Consider the following 4,742-nt stretch of genomic DNA (forward strand, 5'->3'; position numbering starts at 1 on the left):
CCATGCCACTGAGGTAATGCACCGCCGTCAGCAGCGTGGGCAGATGATCCGTCTCCACCATCGCCAGATCGCTGATCTTGTGCACCGCACACATCAGCACGGTCGCCTGCTCCACCGCATGGTCCAGCGGATGCCCCGCCACCACGCGGAACAGCGGGTCTTGCACACCCGCCTGCGCGCCTTCGCCGAAATGCCCGACGCCGGTGGTGGCGAGTTTCTTGATGCGCGGGATTTGCAATTCCTTCTCCATACCATTCCTCCTGCGGCCCCGCGAACAGCGCGGGGCCTGATCGGTGAAGATCAAGTGCGAGCCCAGGCTTGCCAGGTCAGTGCCGGGATTGCACGCGGCTCAGCGCTACTTCCACCAAGGTGCGGGCGCTGTCGATTTCGTGCATGGCGGCGAGGGTCAGGACCTGGCCTGGGGGTTTGGCGTGGAGCAGGACGGTCTGCTGGCTGACGGTCAGGGCGCAGACGAGGTATTCGGAGATCTGGACCAGGAGGTCTTCGAGGGTGTGGGTGGTGTATTTGTCGTGTAGGGGGGGATCGGGGACGATCTTTAGCATGTTGTTTCTCCGTCTCGGTGGAGCCACCACACCCTGCTGTCAAACAGAGGGTGGCAGCTGTACGTGGGTTGACAGACCGAGGAGACGAAGAAAACCCGGCGCACACGAGGTGCCCCACGTACAGCCGCCATAACGGCTTGCTACGAGACTTCGTTCTACCTGCGGCCTGTCAAAGCCGGTCGCTGGATTGGTAGCGACTTGGCGAGACTAGCCGTCTGATAGACGAGCAGCAACAGACAGTAAGACCATATTAGTATGCTTGGGAAATGTACTACAAAAAAGTAGGAATAATCCTAAGTTCGCCCTGGGCCTGCTAGTTAAATATTGTTACGCCATACTAGGGACCGATCCTACCCAGCACACAAGCAGACACAGTGAAAAACAAACAACAACATACCCCAATGCACAGACCAAAACACTCAGCCACACATACCCTACAGATTTATCAGTCAAGAGCAATCAAGTTATCAAAGCGCTTCATCAGACCATCAAAATGTTCGACCGCATGCGGCACCCCACTCACAATATTTGACAAATTAAATGCCCCTTGAAGCAGCCCTTGATTCTTCATGGCTTTAAGCCCATTATGTGTCGTACCTCGGCTAGTCTTTCCTGTCACCATCTCTTCTGAAATCAAGGTCCCGAAGAACAGTCGGCCGCGATCGATATTTTCTGCCGCCCAAGTACGCAAATGGTTATAAAGACCAGGCAGCCAACTTTCCCACGCATTAGAAAGATCTTTCCTACCTTTAATTTCTCCGACGGCCACTTCCACCGACCGGTTAAATACTCTAACATCAGGCCTATCTCCCCCACTCACAAACTCGAAGAACAGAACCCCTGAAATACGAATACGCTTCACTTCCGAAATTGAAACAGACGCAGAGTGTGCAACCCACTCCTCTAGACCATATACAACCTCAACATCAGTTGCCCTGCCCCTAGCTTCGAACCATTGAATAATCAATGCTTTAAGAATATCAACCGCATCGTTACCACCAATATTTTGACTCTGACCAATGATTCTCCCGCCTAGAATCATAAGCACAACAGAAAGCGCCAACATTCTGTCATCACAGCTATCAGGAGCAAACTGCGAGTCAATTTCAAAGTTCACCCAATCAGAGAATGCTTGCATTTGTGCTGGTAAAACGACTCCCCCTTCTCTGAGTTTTTTAACCATACCTTCAGGTCGTCGGTTCAAACCAAACTGCCTACACCTACCAGACAAATTTCGAAGGGTTTTTATTGAATAACCCGCTAAACTTATATACCAATCTGCAGCATGCTTCTCTGTCAGAAGTATCTCTGGATTGCATCGATAGAGCCCGCCAACTGCGAGCAGTCTGATGGAAAGCGCCGAATAAATGCCATAATTTTTTACAATAAGGTCGACCTTTCGCTCACGATCTAGCACCCAGGCGGACTCTTCATCCCCGCCTATCAAAGCCTCTACTGCTGGAAACTCGAGATCAGTAAGATATGACATACATCGATCCAATATTAATTTAGTTTTTACAACAAACTATTTAATCTTAAACCGCATATTACCATGTCGAGAAAAAATCGCCATTATTGCAATGGAAATTAATCCGTGCTATTATTTTTCGTTTTTATCTAAACCTTGCAGGACCTACCCAATGCACTGGACCGTCGTCGACTTATTCTCTGGCTGTGGCGGGATGAGCCACGGGTTCTATAGTCATAAGGACCATTTTAAAATAATTGGTGCAGTCGACCTGCAAAAAGGCAAGCCTGGCAAAGGGAAAAGCCCCGGCTCCTCGACTCAGTGCAACCCTACATACGCAAGAAACATAGGGATCGAACCCAAAAATGCTGACCTCTCGATCCTATCTCCTAGCGCCTACCGCCAAGAACTTAATCTAAGGCGTGGAGAGTTAAACGTATTGATATCTTGCGCCCCTTGCACTGGTTTCTCGCAAAAAAACTCTAAGAACCACGTTGAGGATGATCCTCGCAACCAGCTCGTTGTGCGCACCGGCGACTTTGTAGAAGAGTTTCTGCCAGAATTTTTGGTAATGGAAAATGTCAAAGAAATTCTTCAAGGCAAGCAAAAGCATCATTTCAATGTACTTCTAAATAGGCTTGAAAACGAACTTGGATACAAGGTCTGGTACGAAGTTCACGATCTCGCCGAGCTTGGGCTGCCCCAGCGTCGCATCCGTTTCCTTCTCATTGCCTGGCGAGACGGTACGGTGAAGCCCTTGCCAAAAGGAAAACTCCCCCCGGTAACAGTGCGGGAGACAATTGCACATCTTCCGCATTTACTCGCAGGGGAGCAGGACCCTTTCGATCCCATGCACATAGCCCCAGGGAATACATCGAAAGTTCTAGATAGAATTCGCGCGACACCTAAAAATGGTGGCTCATGGTCTGACATCATGAATGACCCAAAGCTCACCGCGGAGGATAAAGAATATTTACTTATCCCTGCCATGTTTAGAGCAAGACCCGGTTCATTCCCTGATGTATATGGCCGCCTGTGGTGGGATCGCCCTGCCATCACGATCACACGCGAATGTGGCCACACGGGGAATGGTCGGTATCTTCATCCTGAACAAGATAGGCTGCTGAGCGTTCGCGAGATGTCCCTGCTGCAAGGATTCCCGGAAAATTATGTTTTCGAAGGCAAACTCTCCGCAAAATATAATCAAATCGGCGATTCGGTCCCACCACTCATTTCAAAACAGATTGCAGCTCATATAATAAGCATGAAATTAGAAAGCCTTAGTAAAGACAAAACAGAAGAAGACTTATCAGCCTACGCCTAAAATCCAGGGTGGCAACGGAAAGCCACCCATGTAAGATTTTATACTGACGATTTATCAGAAGCATTAGACATTAAGATCAATAGTTTGAATTGAACCATAGTCCATCCTTAAGTCCTGTTTATTCAAAACCCCAGCCGCATTACTCATCTCAATTCCATAAGCCTTAACTATCTGCGTCTGAACAAAGGATGGCGGAAGACCTTTTAGCGCCGTCAAGTCTGATTCACGCGCAATTTTCAAATAACAATCAGCCGCCTGCATCTCAAGCTCGAAATTCTTAATCTTCTCACCATGTATTTTTGCATCCAGAAGCTCAATTTCTTTAGCTTTTATCTTCTTATCAATTTCATGTAACTCCTTAGCACGCTTCTCTTGTTGAAAAGCTTGATAAGCCGTTACACCCGCTTCAAATAGCGCACCTAACGGGCTATTTTTCTTAATTTCCTTTAACTCTAGCCCCGTGCGCTCTTGCTTATTGACCAGCGAACGCCCAAGTACTCTTAATTTACCATGACCGACTCTCGCGCACACCAGAGGCCTAACAGTGGCATCAAACTTATCAAAAAAGGAAGTGAGAAAATTAGCAAGCCGCCGCTCATCACGAGCATTCGAAGTCAATAACTCCAGCCGTTCGTCGTCTGTCAATCCAGAAAGCTGCAGTAAATCTTTATCTGACTGACGCCTAAATTTATCCGCCTCAACCAATGCGCGCTCAACATCCCCCCGCTTCAGCTCTTTCTTTTTCTTACCTTTTTCAACCGCAATTCTATAGCTTTTTTCCGCCTGATCCAAAGCCAAGTCTATGAGGCGCGACCTTACCAACTCGACCCCTTCGACACCTAAAGATTCATACAACCCCACAACAGCCTCCAGTCTCAGAGGCTGTACGCGACGAATTTTTAATAGCGAATTTACCGACTTAAAGGCCAGATACAAGTACCTATAATTCCTTGACCACTCACTTGGCACCAAAGCAACCGGGAGCCCAATTGGATAGAAAAGCTTGGCAGCATACGCTTCCGATATCAAATTCATCTCTGCATAACGCTCATATAGCGGCAGAGAGTGATCAAAAATAATTATATCCTCAGCAGCAACCCCATGATTTAATGCAGAGCAAATAGAATTTAGCAGTTCAAATTTATAATAAACAGTATTGAAACCCTTTAGGAAACTAGCTATCTCCCAAGGATAAAGCGGCTCATCTCGCCTTTGAATAAATTTAAAACGGACTCGTGTCTCTATATTCTTATATACATAATCATCAAACATTCCAAACCCCTTTACCAGACACGAAAGATCACTGATGGCACAATAATGCCAACGTTATCGGTATAGGTAAAGATCCTACGACCTGAGCCATAAAGCGAGGCGTGTCTTTTTTGAG

At 47.5% G+C, this 4,742-nt stretch carries 5 protein-coding genes; 1 reads left to right on the top strand and 4 read right to left on the bottom strand.

Annotation, left to right across the window (positions count from 1 at the left end; all coding sequences use genetic code 11):
* From E3U47_RS24655 to E3U47_RS24665, 3 genes are all read right to left on the bottom strand, one after another.
* Window positions 1–250: DUF3077 domain-containing protein (locus E3U47_RS24655; protein WP_134694181.1), on the bottom strand; the 250-nt coding region annotated here is incomplete at its 3' end.
* 76 nt (window positions 251–326) lie between these two features.
* On the bottom strand, window positions 327–563 hold the full coding sequence (locus E3U47_RS24660; protein ID WP_028688843.1) for a hypothetical protein: 237 nt from the start codon (window positions 561–563) through the stop codon (window positions 327–329).
* 445 nt (window positions 564–1,008) lie between these two features.
* Complete coding sequence (locus tag E3U47_RS24665; protein WP_134694182.1) at window positions 1,009–2,052, bottom strand: hypothetical protein; 1,044 nt, start codon at window positions 2,050–2,052, stop codon at window positions 1,009–1,011.
* A gap of 151 nt (window positions 2,053–2,203) precedes the next feature.
* On the opposite strand from E3U47_RS24665, the gene E3U47_RS24670 reads away from it, so the two are divergent.
* Window positions 2,204–3,355, top strand: coding sequence for a DNA cytosine methyltransferase (locus E3U47_RS24670; protein WP_218568167.1), 1,152 nt, complete (start codon window positions 2,204–2,206; stop codon window positions 3,353–3,355).
* Between the two features lie 63 nt (window positions 3,356–3,418).
* On the opposite strand, the gene E3U47_RS24675 is transcribed toward E3U47_RS24670, so the two are convergent.
* Window positions 3,419–4,627 carry a hypothetical protein gene (locus E3U47_RS24675; RefSeq protein ID WP_134694184.1) on the bottom strand — a complete coding sequence of 403 codons (1,209 nt, stop codon included), beginning with the start codon at window positions 4,625–4,627 and terminating at the stop codon, window positions 3,419–3,421.
* Window positions 4,628–4,742 lie beyond the last annotated feature (115 nt).

Source organism: Pseudomonas sp. RIT623 (assembly GCF_004519305.1).
In the GTDB taxonomy this organism is placed as follows: Bacteria; Pseudomonadota; Gammaproteobacteria; order Pseudomonadales; family Pseudomonadaceae; genus Aquipseudomonas.